The sequence below is a fragment of the Flavobacterium aquidurense genome, from assembly GCF_031458035.1.
In the GTDB taxonomy this organism is placed as follows: Bacteria; Bacteroidota; Bacteroidia; order Flavobacteriales; family Flavobacteriaceae; genus Flavobacterium; species Flavobacterium aquidurense_C.
This window is the reverse complement of record NZ_JAVDXR010000005.1, coordinates 366987-390607: the sequence shown is the minus strand read 5'-3', so window position 1 is coordinate 390607 and position 23621 is coordinate 366987. Positions and strand designations below refer to the sequence as shown.

Sequence of the window (23621 nt, the reverse complement as noted above, 5' to 3'; positions counted from 1 at the left end):
TCAATCCTAAACTATTTTGATAACAGAAGTACAAATGCTTCGGCAGAATCCTTTAATGCAAAAATAAAAGCATTTAGAAGCCAATTTAGAGGAGTGAGAAACATAGACTTCTTCTTATTTAGATTATCGAATCTTTTTGCCTAATCCCCAACTTTTGTGCATGATCCTTTTTTTGTTCATTTCAGAAATGACAAGATTGTGATAAAGTGGAGTTTAAATTTATTCCACAAAAAAAGCCTTGAATTTCTTCAAGGCTTTAAATTTCTGGGTGGCTGACCGGGTTCGAACCGGCGACCCGCGGCACCACAAACCGCTACTCTAACCAGCTGAGCTACAACCACCATTTTGCTTAGCGGTTGCAAATATATAACAAAGGTTTACTTCTACAAAGAAAAAATTAAAAAAATATTGAACTTTTTAAATCAAATCTTCTAAGCTATTGACTGCCAAACATCTTTCGACAGTAAAACCTTCAGCAAAATCTTTCCCAACAAGCCTTCCTAAGTCCTGCGCACGGTAATTTAAGCTTTCAAAGAAGTTTTTACTGGTAATAGGAGTTGCAGGTTCTTTAGAATTCGGATCATAAAACTGTGTTTTGTATGCCGAAATCGCTTCAACTTTTTTCTGTTCAAATCCAGTAATATCAACAACAAAGTCCGGAGTCAGGTTTTTCCACTGAATATAATGATATACTATTTTCGGTCTCCAGGCCTCTTGTTTTTCACCATCAATAGAAGTTTCAATTTTCATCAATCCGGATAAAAAACAGGCGTCTGATACTAATTTACTTCCTTTTCCGTGATCGATATGGCGATCATCAACTGCATTGCACAATACAATTTCAGGTCTGTATTTTCGGATCATCTTAATAATCTCCAACTGATGTTTTTCATCATTGGTAAAAAATCCGTCGCGCATTTCTAAATTTTCACGAACTGAAACGCCTAATATTTTTGCAGCTGCTTTTGCTTCTTCATCTCTGGTTTCCGCTGTACCACGAGTACCTAATTCGCCTCGGGTTAAATCTACGATTCCAACTTTCTTCCCTAAAGACACTTCTTTTAAAATAGTTCCCGCACAACCTAATTCTACATCGTCAGGATGTGCACCAAAGGCTAATATATCTAATTTCATTTGTTTTTTGTTTCAAGTTTCAGGTTTCAAGTTTCAGGTTTAACGCTCCAATAACTTGAAACGTGAAACCTGAAACTTGAAACTATTTTTAACAATTACTATTCTTTTTTACATTCAAAACTCGTTTCATCGTCATCGATTTATTGACGCTTTCCTCCCATTCTTTTTCCGGAATACTTTCTTTGGTAATACCGCATCCCATGTACAAAATTGCTTTATTGTCCTTGATTTGCATGCTTCGTAAATTTACAAATAAATCAGAACTTACTGCTTTATGGGCAAAACTGCTGTTTAGTTCCCCAAGAAACCCAGTGTAAAAAGTCCTATCGTAATTTTCATTTTCTATGATAAATGCTTTTGCTTTTTTCTTTGGCAAACCACAAACTGCCGGTGTCGGATGTAGAGTTTCTATAACTTCCTCCAACGTTGAATTATCATTTAAAACTCCGGAAATATCTGTTTTAATATGCCAGATTGATCCCGCTTTTATACTGTAAGGTTTGGTAACATTTACAGATGAAGCCACTTCCCGCAATCTTTTTATAATAAAATCGGTTACATATTGCTGTTCGTCTTTCTCTTTTTGCTGCCAGGATATTTCCGCTTCAGAATTTGCTTTTTGAGTTCCGGCTAATGCTGTTGTTTCAAAAACATTTTCGCTTGCTTTTAATAATTGTTCCGGAGTTGCTCCCATCCAGAATCCAATTTCAGGATGCGAAAAACAATACGTAAAGGTGGATGGATATAAATGAATCAAACGTTTAAAAGTAATGATAAAATCAAAATCAGTCAAATCAACAGTTTCACTTCTTGATAAAACTACTTTTTTAAATTCTTCATTATTAATCGCCTGAATTCCTTTTTCTACTAAAGCTTCATATTGTGCTTTAGCTGTGGGATCAAAATTTACATCATCAATTTCATTGAAATCAAAATGAACTGCCGTCTGTTCAGCACTTATAATTTTTGATTGTTTCTCCGGAATTAAGATCAGTTGTTTTTCATCGAAAGAAGCAAAAATAAATCCTTTTTCGCTGTAATCAGAGACTTTATACAAAGTATCATCTTGCTGTAAAATAGCAAAAATACCAGACGAGTTAGGTTTAGAATAGATTACAAAAGGTAAGTTTTGCTCTTGGTGTTTTCTAATTGTAGAAAAAAAGTCGTTCATAATTTATTCGGTTTTCTTTTTTTCTAAAACCATATTGGTCAGTTTACAAAGCGAAATCAGGTTTCCGGCTTCATCAGTAATTTTAATTTCCCAAAGATGAATACTTCTCCCTTTATGAATGATACGTGCCGTTCCAAAAACCCAGCCTTCACGAATACTTTTTAGGTGATTTGCAGAAATTTCGATTCCTCTTACTTCCTGCTCTTTTGCGTCGATAAAAAAGAAGGATGCAGCACTTCCTACGCTTTCAGCCAAAGCTACCGAAGCCCCTCCGTGCAACAATCCCATTGGCTGATGAACGCTTGGATTTACGGGCATTTTAGCAGTTAAGAAGTCAGCGCCAGCATCGATATATTCAATTTTTAGCGTTTCCATCAAAGTGTTTTTAGAAAATTGATTGCAACGCTCTAAAATTTGTTCTTTGGTATAATTCATTTAGAATGGGCTTTAAAATCGTAAAATTAAATAAAAGATGAGATACAAATCAGAAAATCCAATTCTAATATCAAAAATCATTTATGAACCTGACCCTTTTTTGCTATTTTTACAAAACATTACTATTTATCTGCTGCGAAATATTTTTTATTTATGCCACAGATTTCACAGATTCTCACAGATTAAAAATACAGTCAATTAGGGTTGAAATAAAAAAAAATTTAAATCCTTTAATCAGTGGCAAAAAAAATAAACTTATAAAAATGCGTCATTATTTTGCACTCTTCATCCTCGGTTTAATTCTCATTTTCAGTTCATGCCGAACTGATTTTGATACTGTTGCGAGTTCAGGAGACTTAAAGTTTTCAAAAGATACGGTTTATTTGGATACTGTTTTTAAAAATATTGGTTCGAGTACGTATCAGCTTAAAGTGTATAACAGAAGTAAAAATGACATTTCGATTCCGATTATTCAACTCAAAAAAGGATTAAACTCAAAATACCGAATGACCGTTGACGGAATGACCGGCAACAACGGAAAAATCTTTAATAATGTAACGCTTCTCGCCAAAGACAGTCTATACATTTTTGTCGAAACCACCGCAGATATTACAGATGCCGACCCAGCCGATTTTTTATATACTGATGAAATTCAGTTTGACAGCGGTGAAAATCTGCAACAAGTGGCTTTAGTAACTTTAATTCAGGATGCCATCTTTTTATATCCGAAGCAAAATGCAGACGGATCGAAAGAAAAAATTCAGATTGACGGCAAAACTGTTGATGGTTTTTATTTGGATGAAAATGATGCAGTAAACGGAAACGAATTAGTTTTCAGCAATAAAAAACCTTACGTTATATACGGTTACGCAGGAGTTCCCGAAAATAAAACCGTAACTTTTGATGCCGGAGCCAGAGTTCATTTTCATGCTAATTCAGGACTTTTTGTAGATAAAAAAGCTTCTCTAAAAATAAACGGAACTACATCGACCACTGAAAAACTTGAAAACGAAGTTATTTTTGAAGGCGACCGATTAGAATCCCTTTACGATAATATTCCCGGACAATGGAATTCGGTTATTTTAGCCGACGGAAGTACAAATCACACCATCAATCATTTAACGCTTAAAAATGCAGTTATCGGCTTGGATATTAAAAATCAGGACGCAACAACTGTTTCCATAAAAAACACTCAGATTTATAATTGTGTTGAGTACGGAATATCGGCTCAAAATGCTCATATCACAGGAGAAAATATTGTTATTAATTACGCTGGTTTAGCGAGTTTATCGTGTGTATACGGCGGAAATTACAGCTTTACCCATTGCACTTTCAATAACAATTGGCAAAATAATTCGCATTTTGCAGTCAATTTGAGTAATAGTTTAGCCGGTGCAACTCCTGAAACAAACCCGTTGACGCAGGCAACTTTCAACAATTGCATTATTTACGGATCGAATACCAATGAATTCAATTTGGATAAAAATGCAAATGCCGCATTTGTCTGGCAATTGAATAATTGTCTTTTAAAATTTAACAGTTCGACCACAAATCCGGATTATCAGTTTAAAACTGATCCCGCTCATTACAATCAGATTATCCTGAATGAAAATCCGAAGTTTTTTAATGTTGCACAGAATAAATTCAACATCGATAATACGTCGCCCGCTTACGCGAAAGGAAATCAGGCTTATATAATTCCGTTAGATATTATTGGAGCTACAAGAACTTCTCCACCAGATTTGGGTGCTTATCAGAGTGCTATTTTTCCTAAGTAATAAGAACTTACCACGAAGGCAAAAAAATTCTTTTCACGCAGATTTTGCAGATAAAGCAGATACAAAAAACTGAATAAAGATTAACGCAGATTTAAATAAAATTAAAATCAATTCAAATCTGCATAAATCTGCAAAATCTGCGTGAAACAAAAAAACTTTGTGTCTTAGTGCCTTCGTGGCAAAAAGTGGCAAAAAGTTTCAAAAGAGTTTCTTTTCAAATTTGCGCTTACTATTTATTTACACTAAATTTGCACCTCAATACAACAAACTACACATCACAATGATCCATTTCTTTGAAAACCAAAGCAAAACTGTTTTTGCCGTACAAACGCAAAACGAAATTTCGGCTCAAGACATTTCAAAATTAAACTGGCTTTTTGCCAACTCTAATAAGATCGAAAAATCCGCCTTGACGGATTTTTTTGTTGGTCCTCGTGCCACTATGATCACACCTTGGAGTACAAATGCTGTAGAAATTACTCAGAATATGGGTATTCCGGGCATCATCAGAATTGAAGAATTTCATCCTGCAACGGCTGACTTTACTGATTTTGATCCGATGCTTTTTCAAAAATTCAATCAATTAGATCAGGAAATTTTCACTATCAACATACAGCCGGAACCAATTCTGGAAATCGATGATATTGCAACTTACAATAAAGTAGAAGGTTTGGCTTTAAGCCAGGAAGAAGTTGATTACTTAGATAATCTTGCTGTAAAATTAGGAAGAAAACTAACGGATTCTGAGATTTTTGCCTTCTCACAAGCAAATTCAGAGCACTGTCGTCACAAAATTTTCAACGGAACTTTTGTTATTGACGGTGAAGAAAAAGAAACTTCTCTTTTCAAATTAATCAAAAAAACATCACAGGAAAATCCTAACGATATCGTATCTGCTTACAAAGACAACGTAGCTTTTGTAAAAGGACCAAAAGTGCAGCAGTTTGCACCAAAAACAGCTGACAAACCAGATTATTACGAGATAAAAGAATTTGATTCGGTTTTATCTTTAAAAGCAGAAACACACAATTTCCCAACAACAGTTGAGCCTTTCAACGGAGCTGCAACAGGTTCAGGAGGAGAAATTCGTGACCGTTTAGCAGGTGGACAAGGTTCATTGCCATTAGCAGGAACTGCAGTTTACATGACTTCATATTCTCGTTTGAAATCCTTCGACTCCGCTCAGGATGACAGGACTTGGGAAAACGCAATGGAAGAAAGAAAATGGTTGTACCAGACTCCAATGGATATTTTGATCAAAGCTTCAAATGGAGCTTCTGATTTCGGAAATAAATTTGGCCAACCGCTTATTACAGGTTCCGTTTTAACTTTCGAACATTCAGAAAATGACCGTAAAATTGGTTATGACAAAGTAATCATGCAGGCGGGAGGAATTGGTTACGGAAAATTAGATCAGGCAATCAAAAAGAAACCACAAGAAGGCGATAAAATCGTAATTCTTGGTGGAGAAAATTATAGAATCGGAATGGGTGGTGCTGCGGTTTCTTCTGCAGATACCGGAGCTTTCGGTTCAGGAATCGAGTTAAATGCCATTCAGCGTTCAAACCCTGAAATGCAAAAACGTGCTGCCAACGCCATTCGTGGTTTGGTAGAAAGCGACAATAATCCAATTGTTTCTATTCACGATCACGGAGCTGGAGGGCACTTAAACTGTCTTTCGGAATTGGTTGAAGAAACAGGAGGTTTAATCGATTTGGATAAATTACCGGTTGGAGATCCAACACTTTCTGCAAAAGAAATTATTGGTAACGAGTCTCAGGAAAGAATGGGATTGGTTATTGGTCAAAAAGATATTGATATTTTGCAAAGAATTGCTGACAGAGAGCGTTCGCCAATGTATCAGGTTGGAGATGTAACGGGAGATCACCGTTTTACATTCGAATCAAAATCAAATGGTTCAAAACCGATGGATTATGCTTTGGAAGATTTCTTCGGAAGTTCTCCAAAAACGGTGATGACAGATAAAACTATCGACAGAAAATATGCTGCTGTTTCTTATTCGGCAAATGACTTCGAAAGTTATTTACAAGACGTTTTACGTTTAGAAGCTGTTGCTTCAAAAGACTGGTTAACTAATAAAGTGGACCGTTGTGTGGGTGGAAAAGTAGCCAAGCAACAATGTGCAGGACCTTTGCAATTGCCCTTGAATAATGTTGGAGTTATGGCTCTGGATTATTTAGGAAAAGAAGGAATCGCAACTTCAATTGGCCACGCTCCTATCGCGGCTTTGATTGATCCGGTTGCAGGAAGCAGAAATGCTATTGCAGAATCGTTATCAAACATTGTTTGGGCTCCAATTAAAGACGGATTGAAAGGAATTTCATTATCTGCCAACTGGATGTGGGCTTGTAAAAACGAAGGTGAAGACGCTCGTTTGTACGCTGCCGTTGAAGGTTGTTCAGAATTTGCAATTGAATTGGGAATCAATATTCCGACAGGAAAAGATTCACTTTCAATGAAACAAAAATATCCAAATGACGAAGTAATTGCACCGGGAACGGTAATTATTTCTGCCGGAGGAAACTGTACTGATATTAGAAAAGTAGTTGAACCTGTTTTACAAAAAGACGGAGATTCCATTTATTATATCAATTTGTCTCAGGATGATTTCAAATTAGGAGGTTCTTCTTTTGCACAAATCAGAAACACCATCGGAAACGAAACGTCTACAATTAAAGATGCTTCTTTCTTCAAAAATGCTTTTAACACGATTCAGGAATTAATCGGCGAAAGCCAAATTTTAGCAGGTCACGATATCGGAAGTGGTGGATTGATTACTACTTTATTAGAATTGTGTTTTGCAGATGTAAACTTGGGAGCTAAAATTGATTTTAGCGCTTTCGCAGAAAAAGACTTATTGAAAATCCTTTTCGCAGAAAACATCGGAATTGTTTTCCAGGCAAAAGAAGATGCAGCTGTTGAAGCTAAATTGAAATCAAGCAATATCGAATTCTTCAAAATTGGTTCAGTTCAAAACACACCAAGTTTGGAATTTGGAATTTATAATTTGGACATTGCGAAGTACAGAGATATCTGGTTCGAAACATCTTATTTATTAGATCAAAAACAATCTAAAAACGGAAGAGCTCAGGCACGTTTCGAAAACTATAAAAATCAGGTTTTAAATTATACTTTCCCAGCGCATTTTACTGGTAAAAAACCAGAAATCGACAACTCTAAACCAAGACCAAAAGCGGCTATTATTCGTGAGAAAGGAAGTAATTCTGAGCGCGAAATGGCAAATGCTATGTACTTAGCCGGTTTTGATGTAAAAGACGTTCACATGACGGATTTAATTTCTGGTCGTGAAACTTTGGAAGACATTCAGCTTATTGGAGCTGTTGGAGGATTCTCTAATTCAGATGTTTTAGGTTCTGCTAAAGGCTGGGCCGGAGCTTTCTTATACAACGAAAAAGCAAAAACAGCTTTAGATAATTTCTTCAAAAGAAAAGATACTTTATCTGTTGGAATCTGCAACGGCTGTCAATTGTTCATGGAATTAGAGGTAATTAATCCGGAACATGAAGTTCACGGAAAAATGCTGCATAACGAAAGTAACAAACACGAAAGTATCTTTACTTCTGTAAAAGTACAGGAGAACAATTCGGTTATGTTATCTAGTTTGGCCGGAAGCACTTTAGGAGTTTGGGTTTCTCACGGAGAAGGAAAATTCAAATTGCCTCTTGCCGAAGAAAATTACAACATTGTTTCTAAATATGCTTACGAAGGTTATCCTGCAAATCCTAACGGATCTGATTACAACACGGCAATGATGTGTGACACAACAGGAAGACATTTGGTGATGATGCCTCATATTGAGCGTTCGACTTTTCAATGGAACTGGGCACATTATCCAAAAGACAGAAACGATGAAGTTTCACCTTGGCATGAAGCTTTTGTTAACGCAAGAAAATGGATTGAGAAAAACTAACATATATTTTTGATTAAAAGCGTTCGAATTTCGGACGCTTTTTTTGTTTAAAAAATTCTAAGACTACTTTAATAATATCTTAAGGCAGTTTTCAAAACTTCCTTTGTTTGTATAAATATCTTTGTTGCATGAAAAACTGGATGCAAAAACTCTCACTACTAATATTATTCTTCACTATAAGCCAATTCACTTTTGGACAAAAAACTTCTTCTGTAAAAGGAACTATTTCTGATGGAAAACTTCCGATCGAATTTGTTGATGTAATATTAAAAAAGGCAAATGACACTACAAAAGTGGCAAGTTTTGCCGTAACTGATGTTTCGGGAAATTTCGCTTTAGACAATGTGATTTTAGGTGAGTATCAATTACAATTCAAATTAATCGGATTTAAAACGATAACTCAAAAGATAAAAATTGTGGACGCTCCGGTTTCAATTGGAACTGTTGTTTTGCAGAGCGACACCAATTTACTGCATGATGTTGTGGTCAATTCAAAGAAAAAACAAATTCAGAAAACGGACGAAGGTTTTATTTTTAATGCTGTTTCTAATATTTCACAATCTGGAGGAACTGCCACCGATATGCTTAAAAGTATTCCGACAGTTGCAGTCGATGCGGAAGGAGGAATTACTCTGAGAGGAAAATCTCCTATGATTTTAATCAACGGAAAAAATTCGGCAATTACCAATATGGATCAGATTGCGGCTAGCAGTATTGAGAGCATTGAAGTTATCAGTAATCCGACGGCGAAATACGATGCTAATGCAGAAAGCGGAATTATCAATATCAAACTCAAAAAAAACAACCAAAGCGGTATAAACGGCGCTGCGGTTTTGGGAGGTGGTTTTGGCGCTAAAGGAAGATTCAACAGTTCGGTTCTTTTAAATAATAAAGAAGGAAAATGGAATTTTGGTATTGGGTATGACAATCGTTTTGCTGGCCGAACCAAAGAAATAAAGTCAGATCGCACTAACTTTTTTATTGACGACGAACATTACATTAAACAGCATCGCAATGACGAGCGTACGGAAGGTCTGCAGAATTTAAAATTCAATATTGATTTTTCTCCAAATGAAAACAATACCTTTTCATTTGAGGCGCTTGGAAATTTGGAAAGTCAGGACAATGACGAAACTTTATACACGCAGGTAAATACGAGTACGGATGAGTTTTTCTCTAATAACAAAAGACATTCCCTAGAATTAGAACGTTCAAAAGTAGCGGAACTGGCTTTTAATTATGACCGAAAATTCTCTGATCCAAAAAAGAGCCTGAATGCGAGTATTACGTCTTCTTTCAACAAGGACAAAGAAAATACTGATATTGATACTTATAACTACGATCAATATAATCAGCAGATTGGGGATGTTTATTTACAAAGAACACACAATTATGAGCATGAAAATATTTCAAACGCCATTGTAAATTACGGTTTGCCAATTTCGGAAAAAACAATGCTGGAAACGGGTTATAAAGGGACTTTCCGATTTTTTAAATCCGAATTTGAAACTGCGGATATGGTCAATGGCGACTATGTAATTGACCCAATTGCAAGCAATACTTTTGATTATAACGAACAAATAAATGCTTTTTACGGAATGTTGAATTCTTTCTCAGGATCGGCTGAAAATCCGAAATGGAAATACAATTTAGGATTGCGTGCAGAGAATGTTTCCAACACTGGAGCAACACAAACTAATAGCGATCGCTTTACTAATGATTATATAAAATTTTTCCCTTCAGCGTCAGCGCAATTGATTTTAGCATCTGATGAATTTGTGAAGATTGGCTACAGCAAACGTATCAATCGCCCGGATTTAGACCAGCTGAATCCCTTTGTTGATATTACAGATGTGTTGAATCCGCATAGTGGAAATCCGTATTTGAAACCAGAAATTATACATATTGCTGAGATGAGCTACAACAAAGATTGGAACAGTTATTCATTCTCAACAAATGCCTTCTACCGAAATGCTACTAATACAATTAGACCATACGGCGAACTCCAGGATGATGGTTCTGTTTTATTAATGCCAAAAAATATTGGAAGTACAATTACTTACGGATTAGAAACTATTTTTAGTCTCAAACCTTTCAGTTTTTATGATGCAAACATCAGTTTAACAGCTATTCAGCAAAATATAGACGCTTCTAATATTGGAGCGGATGTCGTGAAAAATGCTTTTAGCTGGTACGGAAAAATCATCAACAATTTTGTTCCTTGGAATGGAGGAAAACTTCAAATAATTGGAAATTATAACGCACCATTGGCGACTCCTCAAGGAAAAAGAATTGCGATTTACAATGTTGACATGGGATTTCAACAAAAATTAGGCAAAGGAAATGCACGCTTAGGATTGGTAGTTACCGATATGTTCAACACTCTTGAGAGCGGTTATAAAAACAATACGGCATTGTTTAGCGCCAATCGTACCAATAAATCAGACACGCGTGCTTTGATGGTAACTTTTGCTTATAGTTTTAAATCTGATTTTAAAGAAAAACTGTTGGAGAATCAGTTTTCAACGGAATAATATTCCTTAAAACAACGGTTGCACCACTTTTATTTACCGCAAATTGCACAAATTAACACACACGAGCGATAGCGCAATTGAGGAAGTAAATAATCTTCTCTAATTTGAGGTAATTTGTGCAATTTGTGGTTAAAAATATTTTTTCAAACCAAACCAAAATGTACTCAAGCTCATAATCATAAACTATTCCTGAAACCTATAAAAAAAGTTCATTCTTGTATTTTGGATTCATTTTTCTATTGAAATTTGAACTATATTCGCCAAAAAGTTCCAGCCACAGAATTTTTTGTTCACCCCCAAAACAATTAAACCCACATAGAATGAAATCTTTAAAATTACTTTTTTTCAGCTTATTTTTAGTTACAACCCACTCGTACTCACAAGTTGAAGTAAATCAAATTACCTACAAAGCACACGATCATTTTATAACTACCACTATTGGTTATCCAGTTCCCGGAACTTATGCGCCTGCAGGGAAAAAAGAACCAATTATTTTATTGAATCCTGACGGAACAGGAGTTTTTCAGTATGACGATTTAAGCAAAAAAAAGATTAATTGGGGAATAGAATGTACTGAAGAGGGAATCCCTGAATTTAAGGAAGGATTTAATAGTGCTTCATATATACTTTGGTATAGAACCAATGACAGTGAAGATTGGTATTACACGCAATTTTCTATTCACTTTGCAAAGAAAAAAATGTTCATTATGGGTGAGATAGTAAAAGAATATGAAGATTATAATGACCTCCAAAAATCAGCTTCAATTAAATAATAATTAGTTTTTTCCAAAATTTACTACAAAAAAGAAAACGTTTTCGTTGGTTTTCAATAGTCCTCATAAATTTTCCCATAAAATTCCGTAAAATTAAAAATTGTACCTAATTTTTATTTAATTTGCGATAAAATTCAATATATCATACAATGATTTCAATCACACGCCTTTTTGATTTTCCCTATTATCAACAAGAAACTTATAACCTTCCGGTTGCTTTGGCAACAAAAAAAAACGGAGTCTGGGAAAAAACATCTAGTGAAGAATATATTGCAAAAGCAAATGCTGTTTCTCGAGCATTACTGCGAATGGGCGTTCAGAAAGATGATAAAATTGCTTTAATCACTTCAAATAATCGTACGGAATGGAATATCATGGATATTGGTATTTTGCAGACTGGTGCTCAGAATGTTCCAATTTACCCAACTATATCTGAAGAAGATTACGAATATATATTGAATCACAGTGGCAGTATTTACTGTTTTGTCTCTGATGATGAAGTGCTTCAAAAAGTACGTCTAATTCAGGCTAATGTGCCAACTTTAAAAGAAGTTTATTCTTTTAATGAAATTGAAGGCTGTAAACATTGGACCGATTTATTGGCACTTGGTGAAGATAATAGCAATCAAAATGAAGTTGAAGCCAGAAAAGACAGTATTCAAACTGATGATTTGGCAACGATTATTTATACTTCAGGAACAACTGGAAGACCTAAAGGTGTTATGCTTTCGCACAAAAACATTGTTTCGAATGTTTTAGACAGCGCGCCAAGAATTCCATTTGATCCGGGAAAAAGCACTGCATTGAGCTTCTTGCCTATTTGCCATATTTTTGAAAGAATGATTTTATACATCTATCAATATTATGGAGTTTCGGTTTATTTTGGAGAATCAATTGATAAAATCAGTGATAACTTAAAAGAAGTTCGACCAACAGTAATTACGGCTGTACCAAGACTTTTAGAAAAAGTTTACGATAAAATTTATGCAAAAGGAACCGAATTAACAGGCGTTAAGAAAAAGCTGTTTTTCTGGGCTATTGATTTAGGTTTAAAATATGAGCCATACGGAGCCAATGGTTTCTGGTATGAATTTCAGTTAAAAATTGCCCGCAAACTTATTTTCAGCAAATGGAAAGAAGGTTTGGGAGGGAATTTAGATTTAATGGTTTCCGGAAGTGCTGCTTTACAGCCACGCTTAACGAGAGTTTTTGCTGCTGCAGAAATTCCGGTAATGGAAGGTTACGGTTTATCTGAAACATCGCCGGTAATTGCGGTGAACGATCAAAGAAACAAAGGATTTAAGATTGGAACTGTCGGGAAAGTAATTCGTAACGTAGAAGTTAAAATTGCTGCAGACGGAGAAATTCTTTGCAAAGGACCAAACGTAATGTTAGGTTACTTTAAAGATCCTGAAAAAACAGCCGAAGCATTGCAAGACGGTTATTTCCATACGGGAGACATTGGAGAAATCGACAGCGAAGGTTTCTTGAAAATTACAGATCGTAAGAAAGAAATGTTCAAGACTTCTGGCGGAAAATATATTGCTCCTCAATTGATCGAAAATGCCATGAAACAATCTCGTTTTATCGAGCAGATTATGGTTATTGGAGATGGAGAAAAAATGCCGGGTGCTTTTATTCAGCCTAACTTTGAATTTGTAAAAGAATGGGCAAAACTGCATAAAGTAACTTTAGGAAAAACAGATAAGGAAATCAGTGAAAATCCAGAAGTAATTAAACGTATTGACGAAGAAGTTGAAACGATTAACGAGAAATTTGGAAACTGGGAAAAAGTGAAACGTTTTGAGTTAACTCCGGATGTTTGGTCTATCGATGGCGGACAGCTTACTCCTACCCTAAAATTAAAACGTAAAATCATTAAAGAAATCTACAAAGATCTTTACGCAAAAATCTATGGTCACGAATAACATTCCAAAATAATATAACCAACGAAAAGGCTGTCTAAAATTTAGACAGCCTTTTTTATTTTATGCGAGAGATCCATGCCTTAAATAAAAAACTTATTCGCATTCTTTATGTTATTTTTTTACTTAAAGAGTAATTAAAACCACAATTTCGAATCAATTTATACTTTTTAATGCACTTAAATTGTTAAATTTATAAAAAAGAATAGTATATTTCAATTAAAAAACAACCATAAAACACTGAAAACCAGAACCAAATAATTATTAACCAAAAATTTATTCAAAAATCATATGCACGCATAGTATTTTTTGATTATATTTGAAATCGATATAGTTAACTATGAAAGACAAAACAATAGATTATATCTTGAGAGCGACATGGCAGGCTGTTTCAAGAATGTACAATGAGGAAGCAGCAAAGTATGATGCTACGATGGCAACAGGATTTGCGCTTTTGAGTATGGACAAAGAAGAAGGAACGCCTTCGACAGCTTTAGGCCCAAGAATGGGAATGGAAGCTACAAGCCTGACCAGAACATTAAAATCGATGGAAGACAAAGGTTTAATTGTTCGTAAAAAAAACCCATCTGACGGACGCGGTGTTTTGATCTACCTGACCGACTTTGGAAGAGAAAAAAGAGAGTTATCTAAAAATACAGTTTTGAAATTTAATGAAACTGTTAGAAAACATGTTTCAGACGAAAAACTAAAACATTTTATCGAAGTTTCGGAAATCATAAACGAACTGATTCACGATAAAAACATATTTAATCAAACGGAAAAAACAGAAAACGAATAAACAAAATTCACAGTTGTGGAGACGGTTTGTTCTAATTCAAAAAACAAATAAATATTAACGACTTATTATGAAACGCACAATTAAAAAAGTTGCTGTAATTGGATCCGGAATTATGGGTTCAGGAATAGCTTGTCATTTTGCCAATATTGGTGTTGAAGTTTTATTGCTTGACATCGTACCACGCGAACTGACAGAAGCTGAAGCTAAAAAAGGATTAACACTTGAAAGTAAGGCTGTTCGCAATCGAGTAGTAAATGAGCACTTAGCGAATTCATTAAAATCGAAACCGTCTCCTATTTACAGTCAAAAATTCGCTAGCCGAATTACAACTGGAAATACAACTGATGATATGGCAAAAATTGCCAATGTTGACTGGATTATTGAAGTTGTTGTAGAGCGTTTGGATATCAAAAAACTGGTTTTTGAACAAATCGAGAAATTCCGTACTCCGGGAACTTTGGTTACATCAAACACTTCCGGTATTCCAATTCATTTTATGAGTGAAGGAAGAAGCGAAGATTTTCAACAACACTTCTGCGGAACTCACTTTTTTAACCCTGCGCGTTACTTAAAATTATTTGAAATTATTCCTGGTCCAAAAACTTCAACTGAAGTATTGGATTTCTTAAACGAATACGGTTCTAAATTCTTAGGAAAAACTTCGGTTGTTGCTAAAGATACTCCGGCGTTTATTGGAAACAGAATTGGTATTTACGGGATTCAAAGTTTATTCCACTTGGTTAAAGAAATGGGATTAACAATTGAAGAAGTGGATAAATTGACTGGTCCGGTAATTGGTCGCCCAAAATCGGCTACTTTCCGTACCGTTGACGTTGTTGGTTTGGATACTTTGGTACACGTTGCCAACGGTATCTACGAAAACTGCCCAACTGACGAACAACACGAATTGTTTAAACTTCCGGAATTTGTAACAAAAATGATGGAAAACAATTGGTTAGGAAGCAAAACTGGTCAAGGTTTTTATAAAAAAGTAGATAAAGATATTCTTTCTTTAGACTTAGATACATTAGAATACCGTGCTGCTAAAAAAGCAAATTTTGCTACGCTTGAACTAACAAAAACTATCGATAAACCAATCAATCGTTTTAAAGTTTTAGTAAAAGGAAAAGATAAAGCGGGTGAATTCTACCGTAAGAGTTTCGCTGGAATGTTTGCTTATGTGTCAAACAGAATTCCTGAAATCTCAGACGAATTATACAAAATTGATGATGCGATGAAAGCTGGTTTTGGATGGGAAAATGGTCCATTCGAAATTTGGGATGCTATTGGTGTTGCCAACGGAATCGAAATCATGAAAGCAGAAGGTTTAGAGCCTGCTGCATGGGTTACTGAAATGTTGGCTTCCGGAAGCGAAAGTTTCTATTCTGTAAAAGAAGGAGCAACTTATTTCTATAACATTCCAACAAAATCACAAGTTAAAGTTCCTGGACAAGATTCATTTATTATTCTGAACAACATTCGCGAAAGCAAAAAAGTTTGGAGCAATAGTGGCGCAATCATTCAGGATTTAGGAGATGGAATCTTGAACTTAGAATTCCAATCTAAAATGAATACTATTGGTGGCGATGTACTTCAGGCTATCAATAAAGCAATCGACTTATCTGAAAAAGAATATCAAGGTTTAGTTATTGGTAACCAGGCAGCGAATTTCTCTGTTGGAGCTAATATCGGAATGATTTTCATGATGGCAGTTGAGCAGGAATATGATGAATTAAATATGGCGATCAAAATGTTCCAGGACACGATGATGCGCGTTCGTTATTCTTCTATTCCAGTTGTAGTTGCGCCTCACGGAATGACTTTTGGTGGTGGATGCGAAATGAGCTTACATGCTGATAAAGTGGTTGCTGCTGCCGAAACGTACATGGGATTAGTTGAATTTGGTGTTGGTGTACTTCCTGGTGGTGGTGGATCTAAAGAAATGGCTTTAAGAGCGTCTGATTTATTCCGCAAAAATGATGTGGAATTGAACGTTCTTCAGGAGTATTTCTTAACAATCGCTATGGCAAAAGTATCAACTTCTGGTTACGAAGCTTTCGACACTGGACTTCTTCAACATGGAAAAGATGTTATCGTAGTAAACAAAGATCGTCAGATTGCTGAGGCTAAGAAACATGCTTTATTAATGGCTGAAGCTGGTTATACACAACCTATCAGAAGAACTGACGTGAAAGTATTAGGAAAACAGGCACTTGGAATGTTCTTAGTTGGAACGGATCAAATGGAAGCTGGAAAATACATTTCTGAGCACGATAAGAAAATCGCTAACAAACTGGCTTACGTAATGGCTGGTGGTGATTTATCTGAAGCGACTTTAGTATCTGAACAATATTTATTAGATATCGAACGTGAAGCTTTCCTATCTCTTTGTACTGAGCGTAAGACTTTAGAGAGAATTCAGTATATGTTAACTAAAGGAAAACCATTAAGAAACTAGAGACAAGAAACAAGAAGCAAGATAAAGTCTTTTCTCTTGACTCTTTCTTCTTTCATCTAAACAAGAAAAAAACATGAAAACAGCATATATCGTAAAAGCTTACCGTACTGCGGTAGGAAAAGCACCAAAAGGGGTTTTTAGATTTAAAAGACCTGACGAATTAGCAGCAGAAACTATTCAGTTTATGATGGATGAACTGCCTGATTTTGACAAAAAACGTATTGATGACGTTATGGTAGGAAATGCCATGCCGGAGGCAGAACAAGGACTTAACGTTGGGCGCTTGATCTCTTTAATGGGATTAAAAGTTGAAGATGTTCCCGGAGTTACTGTAAACCGTTATTGCGCTTCTGGGCTAGAAACTATCGGAATGGCAACTGCTAAAATCCAATCAGGAATGGCAGATTGTATTATCGCCGGTGGAGCTGAAAGTATGAGTTTTATTCCCATGGGAGGTTACAAACCAACTCCAGATTATAAAGTTGCCGCTGCAGGTCACGAAGATTATTACTGGGGAATGGGTTTAACTGCTGAAGCGGTTGCGAACCAATACAAAATCTCAAGAGAAGATCAGGATGAGTTTGCTTACAACTCTCATATGAAAGCGTTAAAAGCGCAGGCTGAAGGGAAATTCGACAAACAAATCGTTCCGATTACTGTTGAGCAGACTTTCATCAATGAAAATGGAAAAAAAGAAACTAAATCATACGTTGTAAAACAAGACGAAGGTCCAAGAGCCGGAACATCAGTTGCTGCTTTAGCTGGATTGAGACCTGTTTTTGCTGCCGACGGAAGCGTTACAGCAGGTAACTCATCACAAATGAGTGATGGTGCTGCTTTTGTTTTAATCATGAGTGAGGACATGGTTAAAGAATTGAATCTTGAGCCAATTGCCAGATTAGTAAATTTTGCTTCATCTGGCGTTGAGCCAAGAATTATGGGTATCGGTCCTGTAAAAGCTATTCCGAAAGCGTTGAAACAAGCTGGTTTAGAATTGAAAGATATTGACTTGGTTGAATTAAACGAGGCATTCGCTTCTCAGTCTTTGGCTGTAATTCGCGAGCTAGGTTTAAATCCTGATATCGTAAACGTAAACGGTGGAGCAATCGCTTTAGGTCACCCTCTGGGATGTACAGGTGCTAAGCTTTCTGTTCAGTTATTCGATGAGATGAAACGCAGAGGTAGTAAATACGGAATTGTGAGTATGTGTGTGGGGACTGGGCAAGGAAGTGCTGGGATTTACGAGGTATTGTAAAGAGAGGAAAATAGAATATAGAACATAGAATATAGAGGATAGATTTTTTTTTTGAGAAGAGATAGAGATAAGACTTTTTGGAATGACAAAATGTTTTAAAAGCAAAATAAAATAGTACTAATCTTACATTTTTATTTTAATTCTTTAACTTGGCTCAAAAAACATGAGACATAATTATAAGAACTTAAAGATTTGGCAACTTGGAATTCTAATCGCGAATGATATTTCAGATTTACTAATAGACTTTCCGAAACATGAAAGGTATGATCTAAGTTCTCAAATAAGCAGATGTTCTGTTTCTATGCCTAGTAACATAGCTGAAGGTTCATCCAGAACAGATAAATCTTTCAGTCATTTTTTAGACATTTCTCTAGGTTCTTCATTTGAACTCATTACACAATTATTAATTGCTACACATAGAAAATACATAAACGAAAAACAATTTAACCAATTAGAAATTAAAATAGAAGAATTTCAAAGAATGACAATGGGTTTCCAAAACGGACTAAAATAAGTTCAGCATGAAGTCTATTCTCTATATTCTATTTTCTTTTCTCTAAAAAGAATAAAAAATGGCAGATACAATCGAAAAAAACGTAACCCGTGGTGGTCAGTTTTTAGTTAAAGAAACAAAGTGCGAAGATGTCTTTACACCAGAAGATTTCTCAGAAGAGCAGTTAATGATGCGTGACTCTGTAAAAGAGTTTGTTGACAAAGAATTATGGGCGCATAAAGATCGTTTTGAGAAAAAAGATTACGCTTATACAGAAGCTTCTATGCGTAAAGCTGGAGAATTGGGACTTCTTGGAGTTGCGGTTCCTGAAGAATACGGTGGATTAGGAATGGGATTCGTTTCTACAATGTTAGTTTGCGATTACATTTCTGGTGCTACAGGATCTTTCTCAACTGCTTTTGGTGCGCATACAGGAATTGGAACTATGCCAATTACACTTTATGGATCAGAAGAACAAAAGAAAAAATACGTTCCTAAATTGGCTTCTGGAGAATGGTTTGGAGCTTATTGCTTAACGGAACCAGGCGCAGGATCTGATGCAAACTCAGGAAAAACAAAAGCTGTTTTATCTGAAGATGGAACTCATTATAAAATTACAGGACAAAAAATGTGGATTTCGAATGCAGGTTTCTGCAGCGTTTTCATCGTTTTTGCCCGTATTGGAGATGATAAAAATATTACAGGTTTCATCGTAGAAAATGATCCGTCAAACGGAATTTCTATGAATGAAGAAGAGCATAAATTAGGAATCCGTGCTTCTTCTACTCGTCAGGTTTTCTTCAACGATACGAAAGTTCCTGTTGAAAACATGTTGTCTGAAAGAGGAAACGGTTTCAAAATTGCAATGAATGCTTTGAACGTTGGACGTATTAAATTGGCTGCGGCTTGTTTAGATGCACAACGTAGAGTTACTTCAAATGCAGTAAAATATGCTAACGAAAGAATTCAGTTTAACACTGCAATTTCATCTTTTGGAGCTATCCGTTCTAAATTAGCTGAAATGGCAACTAATGCTTATGCAGGAGAAAGTGCTTCTTACCGCGCTGCAAAAGATATCGAAGATAGAATCGCTGCTCGTGAAGCAGAAGGAACTTCTCACCAGGAAGCGGAATTGAAAGGTGTTGAAGAATATGCTATCGAATGTTCTATCTTAAAAGTAGCAGTTTCTGAAGATGTGCAATCTTGTGCTGATGAAGGAATTCAGATTTTTGGTGGAATGGGATTCTCAGAAGACACTCCAATGGAAAGTGCCTGGAGAGATGCTCGTATCGCCAGAATCTACGAAGGAACAAACGAAATCAACAGAATGCTTTCTGTAGGTATGTTGATCAAAAAAGCAATGAAAGGACACGTTGATTTATTAGGACCTGCAATGAAAGTTCAGGAAGAATTAATGGGAATTCCATCTTTTGATACTCCTGATTTCTCTGAATTATTTGCTGAAGAAAAAGGAATTATCGCTAACCTGAAAAAAGTATTCTTAATGGTTGCTGGTAGCGCTGTTCAAAAATATGGTCCCGATTTAGATTCTCACCAACAGTTATTAATGGCTGCTTCTGATATCTTAATCGAGGTTTACATGGCTGAAAGTACTATTTTAAGAACTGAAAAATTAGCCAAAAATCAAGGTGAAGCTAAAGTACAAGAGCAAATTGCTATGGCAAAATTATACTTATACAAAGCAGTAGATATCGTGAACTCTAGAGGAAAAGAAGGAATTATTTCTTTTGCAGAAGGTGACGAACAACGTATGATGTTAATGGGATTAAAACGTTTCACAAAATATACAAACAATCCAAATGTTGTAGCATTAAGAGAAACGATTACTTCTAAGTTAGTTGCAGAAAACGAATACTGCTTCTAATACAAAAATAGTTTTTAGCTTTTAATTTGTTTAAACCCGCACAAGTCCGAAACTGTGCGGGTTTATTTTTTTGTTTTCCACCGTTTTTTTTCCACCATATAAGTGATGTAAGATCATTTAAAAGCAGAGGCGCACAGCAGTGCGTCTAAACAGCAGTTCATATAAAATATTTTTTGCACAGATTATTTTAATCATTTAATCTTTCAATCTGTGGCATTTTTTTATTCCTTCAATATCAACACGAATAGAATATCGCATTTCACAATCTTTATCAAAATTGTTTTTATGCCCAAAAATGTTCACTCAATTTTTCGATTCTAATGTTTTATATTTATCATTCTAAAACTCAAAAAACAAAAAAATGAAACAACTTAACCTGATTGTCCTTTTATTATTGTGCAGTTTTACTACAAATATCTTTGCGCAAAAAAATAAAAAACTGGACATCATTGCTTATTATACTGGCGATGATAAGCTAATCAACGAATACGAAGTCAATAAACTAAATCAGATTATTTTTAGTTTTTGCCATTTGAAAGATGGAAAACTTAGCGTAGATTCTCCAAAAGATTCTACTACAATCAAACATTTAGTTTCTTTGAAAGCTTCAAATCCACAGCTTAAAATAATTTTATCTTTGGGTGGCTGGGGCGGCTGCGAACCTTGTTCTGCTGCATTTTCAACTGCCGAAGGAAGACTGGCTTTTGCAAAATCAGTAAAGGAAGTTAGTGATTATTTCAAAGTTGATGGTTTAGATTTAGATTGGGAATATCCTGCAATTGAAGGACTTCCAGGACATTTATTCCAACCTTCGGACAAACCACATTTCACAGAATTAATCAAAATACTACGTTCAACTTTAGGAAAAAATTACGAGCTGAGTTTTGCAGCTGGAGGTTTTCAAAAATATCTGGACCAATCTGTAGACTGGAAAGCGGTGATGCCTTTAGTTAATCGTGTAAATATTATGAGTTATGATTTGGTTAACGGATATTCTAAAGTTACAGGACATCATACGCCATTGTACAGCACAAATAAAGAGGAAGAATCTGTAGATAAAGCAGTTACTTATTTCTTAAAACTTGGAATTCCTGCTGAAAAATTAGTTATTGGAGCAGCATTTTACACCAGAACATGGAAAAATGTTGCGAATATAAATAACGGATTATATCAAGCCGGAGAACATATTGAAGGGACTCCATTTAAAAACTTTTCAACGGTTTTAACCGAAGCAAACGGCTGGAAATATTTTTGGGATAAAAAAGCGAAAGCTCCTTATTGGTACAATGAAAAAGAAAAAACATTTGCAACTGCAGATGATCTAGCTTCTATCAAAGAAAAGACAGAATATGTAAAATCTAAAAAATTAGGGGGAATCATGTTTTGGGAACTCGTTTTAGATAGTCCAAAAGACGGAATGGTAAATGAAATTTACAAAATAAAAACAATGAAATAAAATCGTTTCAAATAACAAAAAACGGCAACTAAGATTAGTTGCCGTTTTTTGTTATCTCAAATTAAAACTTAATTCACCTGAACTTTTGTTTTATCCAATTCACCAATAAACGGAATTGCATCCTGAATTTCGTTACGTATTACAGTTTGCAAATAAACTTCTAATTGAATAAATTTTGCGGCATTTATAGCTCCGAGTTCTTTTTTCATCTGGCCATAAGTCTTGCTGTATAATTTTTCATAATCCTGATTATTTTTCAAAGTCCCTTTTGCTAATTCATCTGCTTTTTCATCGGTAAGAGTATCATAACTTTCTGCATAATAATTAATTAGCCGTAACTTTGTTTGTCCAAGAGCCTTACGCTCTGCTTCATATTTGTCATACACTTTTGTAAAAGCAGCCGCCTGAGTATCAGATAAATTCATATATTGTCTTACCAGGTCACTTTTAGATTTTCCGTAAATACTTTGCACTAAATCAACATCTTCCTTGTATGAAGATTGAGCATAAGATGAAAAGGAGGCAATTGCCATAACGAGAATAATACTTAATTTTTTCATAGTTTTAATTTTAAATGGGTTTTAAAAATTTCATGCACTATCAAATATACTGATTTTAAACACATTAACTGAATTTTTAATTTCTTTAAAAGAAAGAATATTGATAAGCTGCCGTTAAAGCGTAATAATTTAAACCATTATTCGTATATGCTCCTACATGATATTGAAATCTAATCGATTGCCCTTTTGCAATTGGTGTAGAAAAAGTGCCGCCAACCCGCCAATTATCAATCTCACTCGCCTGCGCAACATCATCTATTATTGTTTGTCCACCAAAAAACCAGTTGGTATTGACCCCTAGCCACATCCCGTTTTTAAAATAGTAACTGGCGTGTGCCTGTAAACTGCCAGTGGGCTTCTGCTCCATTTTTTTTCCTAGATAATCGTTATTATCAGTATAAAACCAAACTCCGGTATAAACTTCCGCATAGAAATGAGAAAATCGTTTCGAAATACCAATTTCAGGCTTAAATCCCCAGCGATTTGTTCCAATATTAACTTGTTTATCAGCATAATATTTTCCAGTTGGAATTGACGTTACTAAACTTACCCCTAAAATTGTCTTTTGCTGAAAACTTCTAAATTCAAGCTTATCCAGAGCTGGAGAGCCTAGTAAATTAATTCCAAATCGCACTTTCATATCAGCAAAACCAGTTCTGGAACCTGTGATGTTTTGGCCATTTACATTTACTGATCCATCCATAAAAGTATAAGGTAAGGCAATCTGAACACGAGCTAACTTTTTTGCCAAACCAAACGTTCTCACATAAGTTGCAGCGATATTGTGACTTTGTAATGTAAAGTCAGAAATAGGCAACGCCGGATCTGTCAATACATTTCCGTCCATAAAAGCATAGCCAATCGCGGCCACATTTAATTTTACAGGTACGTTAGCATAAACTCTCGGTTCTAAATCCTGTCCGGAAGCTGTAATTATTCCTATAAAAAACAGTATCACAAAATGACACTTTTGAATTAAAACATAAAAAATATTTTTTAGCATAAATTGAAAA

General features: G+C 35.3%; 17 protein-coding genes and 1 tRNA gene. 12 read left to right on the top strand and 6 right to left on the bottom strand.

The features are described 5' to 3' along the window. A partial coding sequence (locus J2X17_RS10875; RefSeq protein ID WP_039120611.1) for a transposase occupies window positions 1-144 on the top strand: 144 nt, incomplete at its 5' end. A 123-nt stretch (window positions 145-267) separates the two neighbouring features. On the opposite strand, the gene J2X17_RS10870 is transcribed toward J2X17_RS10875, so the two are convergent. The 4 genes from J2X17_RS10870 to J2X17_RS10855 all read right to left on the bottom strand — a co-directional run bounded on the left by J2X17_RS10870 (window position 268) and on the right by J2X17_RS10855 (window position 2740). Continuing rightward, window positions 268-341 (bottom strand) — tRNA-His (locus tag J2X17_RS10870). Window positions 342-417: 76 nt separating this feature from the next. Next, window positions 418-1134 (bottom strand): bacillithiol biosynthesis deacetylase BshB1, encoded by a 717-nt coding sequence (gene bshB1, locus J2X17_RS10865; RefSeq protein WP_310297587.1) that lies wholly within the window; start codon window positions 1132-1134, stop codon window positions 418-420. Between the two features lie 88 nt (window positions 1135-1222). After that, window positions 1223-2305, bottom strand: a complete 1083-nt coding sequence (locus tag J2X17_RS10860) for a chorismate-binding protein (RefSeq protein ID WP_310297585.1) — start codon at window positions 2303-2305, stop codon at window positions 1223-1225. Between the two features lie 3 nt (window positions 2306-2308). Then, window positions 2309-2740 carry a PaaI family thioesterase gene (locus tag J2X17_RS10855; RefSeq protein WP_310297583.1) on the bottom strand — a complete coding sequence of 144 codons (432 nt, stop codon included), beginning with the start codon at window positions 2738-2740 and terminating at the stop codon, window positions 2309-2311. Between the two features lie 263 nt (window positions 2741-3003). Between J2X17_RS10855 and J2X17_RS10850 the strand changes: the two genes are divergently transcribed. From J2X17_RS10850 to J2X17_RS10800, 11 genes are all read left to right on the top strand, one after another. Then, window positions 3004-4518, top strand: a complete 1515-nt coding sequence (locus tag J2X17_RS10850; protein ID WP_310297581.1) for a hypothetical protein — start codon at window positions 3004-3006, stop codon at window positions 4516-4518. A gap of 280 nt (window positions 4519-4798) precedes the next feature. Further along, entirely contained in the window at window positions 4799-8470 is a 3672-nt protein-coding gene (gene purL / locus J2X17_RS10845; protein ID WP_310297579.1) for a phosphoribosylformylglycinamidine synthase, read from the top strand. 128 nt (window positions 8471-8598) lie between these two features. Continuing rightward, window positions 8599-11004 (top strand): TonB-dependent receptor domain-containing protein, encoded by a 2406-nt coding sequence (locus J2X17_RS10840; RefSeq protein WP_310297577.1) that lies wholly within the window; start codon window positions 8599-8601, stop codon window positions 11002-11004. 320 nt (window positions 11005-11324) lie between these two features. Further along, entirely contained in the window at window positions 11325-11777 is a 453-nt protein-coding gene (locus J2X17_RS10835; protein WP_310297575.1) for a hypothetical protein, read from the top strand. 149 nt (window positions 11778-11926) lie between these two features. Beyond that, window positions 11927-13705 carry an AMP-dependent synthetase/ligase gene (locus J2X17_RS10830; RefSeq protein ID WP_310297573.1) on the top strand — a complete coding sequence of 593 codons (1779 nt, stop codon included), beginning with the start codon at window positions 11927-11929 and terminating at the stop codon, window positions 13703-13705. Between the two features lie 337 nt (window positions 13706-14042). Then, window positions 14043-14501: a MarR family winged helix-turn-helix transcriptional regulator gene (locus J2X17_RS10825; RefSeq protein ID WP_310297570.1), complete on the top strand. Its 459-nt coding sequence runs from the start codon at window positions 14043-14045 to the stop codon at window positions 14499-14501. Window positions 14502-14568: 67 nt separating this feature from the next. After that, a complete protein-coding gene (locus tag J2X17_RS10820) occupies window positions 14569-16959 on the top strand; it encodes a 3-hydroxyacyl-CoA dehydrogenase/enoyl-CoA hydratase family protein (protein ID WP_310297567.1) in 2391 nt (796 codons plus the stop codon). Between the two features lie 73 nt (window positions 16960-17032). Beyond that, entirely contained in the window at window positions 17033-18214 is a 1182-nt protein-coding gene (locus J2X17_RS10815) for a thiolase family protein (protein ID WP_026984655.1), read from the top strand. Between the two features lie 163 nt (window positions 18215-18377). After that, window positions 18378-18728 carry a four helix bundle protein gene (locus tag J2X17_RS10810; RefSeq protein ID WP_310297564.1) on the top strand — a complete coding sequence of 117 codons (351 nt, stop codon included), beginning with the start codon at window positions 18378-18380 and terminating at the stop codon, window positions 18726-18728. 58 nt (window positions 18729-18786) lie between these two features. Beyond that, window positions 18787-20592 carry an acyl-CoA dehydrogenase family protein gene (locus tag J2X17_RS10805; protein ID WP_310297562.1) on the top strand — a complete coding sequence of 602 codons (1806 nt, stop codon included), beginning with the start codon at window positions 18787-18789 and terminating at the stop codon, window positions 20590-20592. 361 nt (window positions 20593-20953) lie between these two features. Then, the gene (locus J2X17_RS10800; protein ID WP_310297560.1) at window positions 20954-22048 is read left to right on the top strand and encodes a glycoside hydrolase family 18 protein; all 1095 of its coding nucleotides are present in this window, start codon (window positions 20954-20956) and stop codon (window positions 22046-22048) included. A 68-nt stretch (window positions 22049-22116) separates the two neighbouring features. Here J2X17_RS10800 and J2X17_RS10795 read toward each other — a convergent pair whose 3' ends face one another. Further along, on the bottom strand, window positions 22117-22608 hold the full coding sequence (locus J2X17_RS10795) for a hypothetical protein (protein ID WP_310297559.1): 492 nt from the start codon (window positions 22606-22608) through the stop codon (window positions 22117-22119). An 85-nt stretch (window positions 22609-22693) separates the two neighbouring features. After that, a complete protein-coding gene (locus tag J2X17_RS10790) occupies window positions 22694-23566 on the bottom strand; it encodes a transporter (RefSeq protein ID WP_310297557.1) in 873 nt (290 codons plus the stop codon). Window positions 23567-23621 lie beyond the last annotated feature (55 nt).

What these genes read in the sequence shown, in the direction of transcription:
- J2X17_RS10820 (WP_310297567.1), top strand. Translation starts at nt 14,569, where the DNA reads ATGAAACGCACAATTAAAAAAGTTGCTGTAATTGGATCCGGAATTATG.
- J2X17_RS10805 (WP_310297562.1), top strand. Translation starts at nt 18,787, where the DNA reads ATGGCAGATACAATCGAAAAAAACGTAACCCGTGGTGGTCAGTTTTTA.
- J2X17_RS10795 (WP_310297559.1), bottom strand. Translation starts at nt 22,608, where the DNA reads ATGAAAAAATTAAGTATTATTCTCGTTATGGCAATTGCCTCCTTTTCA.
- J2X17_RS10860 (WP_310297585.1), bottom strand. Translation starts at nt 2,305, where the DNA reads ATGAACGACTTTTTTTCTACAATTAGAAAACACCAAGAGCAAAACTTA.
- J2X17_RS10825 (WP_310297570.1), top strand. Translation starts at nt 14,043, where the DNA reads ATGAAAGACAAAACAATAGATTATATCTTGAGAGCGACATGGCAGGCT.
- purL (WP_310297579.1), top strand. Translation starts at nt 4,799, where the DNA reads ATGATCCATTTCTTTGAAAACCAAAGCAAAACTGTTTTTGCCGTACAA.
- J2X17_RS10800 (WP_310297560.1), top strand. Translation starts at nt 20,954, where the DNA reads ATGAAACAACTTAACCTGATTGTCCTTTTATTATTGTGCAGTTTTACT.
- J2X17_RS10850 (WP_310297581.1), top strand. Translation starts at nt 3,004, where the DNA reads ATGCGTCATTATTTTGCACTCTTCATCCTCGGTTTAATTCTCATTTTC.
- J2X17_RS10830 (WP_310297573.1), top strand. Translation starts at nt 11,927, where the DNA reads ATGATTTCAATCACACGCCTTTTTGATTTTCCCTATTATCAACAAGAA.
- J2X17_RS10810 (WP_310297564.1), top strand. Translation starts at nt 18,378, where the DNA reads ATGAGACATAATTATAAGAACTTAAAGATTTGGCAACTTGGAATTCTA.
- J2X17_RS10840 (WP_310297577.1), top strand. Translation starts at nt 8,599, where the DNA reads ATGAAAAACTGGATGCAAAAACTCTCACTACTAATATTATTCTTCACT.
- J2X17_RS10815 (WP_026984655.1), top strand. Translation starts at nt 17,033, where the DNA reads ATGAAAACAGCATATATCGTAAAAGCTTACCGTACTGCGGTAGGAAAA.
- J2X17_RS10835 (WP_310297575.1), top strand. Translation starts at nt 11,325, where the DNA reads ATGAAATCTTTAAAATTACTTTTTTTCAGCTTATTTTTAGTTACAACC.
- J2X17_RS10855 (WP_310297583.1), bottom strand. Translation starts at nt 2,740, where the DNA reads ATGAATTATACCAAAGAACAAATTTTAGAGCGTTGCAATCAATTTTCT.
- bshB1 (WP_310297587.1), bottom strand. Translation starts at nt 1,134, where the DNA reads ATGAAATTAGATATATTAGCCTTTGGTGCACATCCTGACGATGTAGAA.